General features: G+C 37.9%; 1 pseudogene. It reads right to left on the minus strand.

Going from position 1 to position 1,156, the window contains the following annotated elements:
* Positions 1–211: 211 nt before the first annotated feature.
* Positions 212–1,039 (minus strand): annotated as a pseudogene (locus GGR02_RS17240) (IS3 family transposase); the annotation flags it as partial.
* Positions 1,040–1,156 lie beyond the last annotated feature (117 nt).

Genomic DNA, 1,156 nt, shown 5'->3' on the forward strand with positions numbered 1-1,156 from the left:
TGCACTGCGATCCGAAAAGTAGACAGTATAAATTCAGTTCACGTGAAGGAATCAGAGTGGTAAAGCTCTGGTTCCTTTCCTTTTCTCGTCTTTTTCCTAGTGTCTCAGAACCCCGTGAAACTGTCAAGGAGAGCACTTGACAGTCCCACGGAATTCTGAGGAGAGGTCGGTAAGACGAGAAAGAGGAAATATAGCCCACTGGTGCTCGTTGTTAACTAGCCTTTGCATATTGAGTCGGTGTCTGATAATCAAGAACACCTTGTATCCGTTGGTGGTTGTAATAGCGAATGTAATCATGAACGAGCTGCGTTGCCTCTTCCACACTTTTCGTACGTTGCAAATCCTGCTCTATCTCTGTTTTGAGATAGGAGAAAAAGCTTTCTATGCATGCGTTATCAAGCGCATTCGCTTTTCTCGACATACTTGGTGTAATCGAAAATGTATCCATCAGCGTTTTCCATCTTGTTGATCGATATGGCATTCCTTGATCTGAGTGAAGAATTAAGGAATCCTTGATGTGTCTGATTTCTAATGCATACAATAGGGAATCTTCCACAAGTTGAACATCGTGTGTTGATGAAATCTGATGCCCGATAATTTCATTGTTGTGTAAATCCATAACGGCAGAAACAAATAGCTTTTTATCTTCCACGGCAATTTCCGTGACATCTGTGACCCATTTTTCATTCAAACGTGTCGTGGAAAAGTTTCTTTTTAATAGATTTTCATAAATATATCCAGCGGAAGTTGCTTTTTTCACTTTGGCGGGTTGTTTTCGTTTCATGCGAGATTGACATTTTAATCCTAATTCTCTCATTAGTCGACGTACCACTTTTTCACTTACAGGTAGTTGATATTGATTGTTTAACACTGCGTGAATTTTTCGATATCCATATCTCCCTTTATGTTCATGGAAAATCAAAGAGATATATTCTTTTAATTGTTGGTCTTTCTTAGATTCTTTTTTCTTCTTACCCTTTGTTTTCAAGTATTTATAGTAACCAGATTTTGAAATCTGTAGTTTTTCACATATTTTAACGACTGGATATTTTGTTTTGAGCTCGTCTACTACTTTGAACTTCGCTGTCTTCCCTCCCTTTTCAGAATTTGCAGATACTTTTTTAAAATTTCATTCTCCATCTCTAGTTCTCGTATA

Source organism: Anoxybacteroides voinovskiense (assembly GCF_014196205.1).
GTDB lineage: Bacteria > Bacillota > Bacilli > Bacillales > Anoxybacillaceae > Anoxybacteroides > Anoxybacteroides voinovskiense.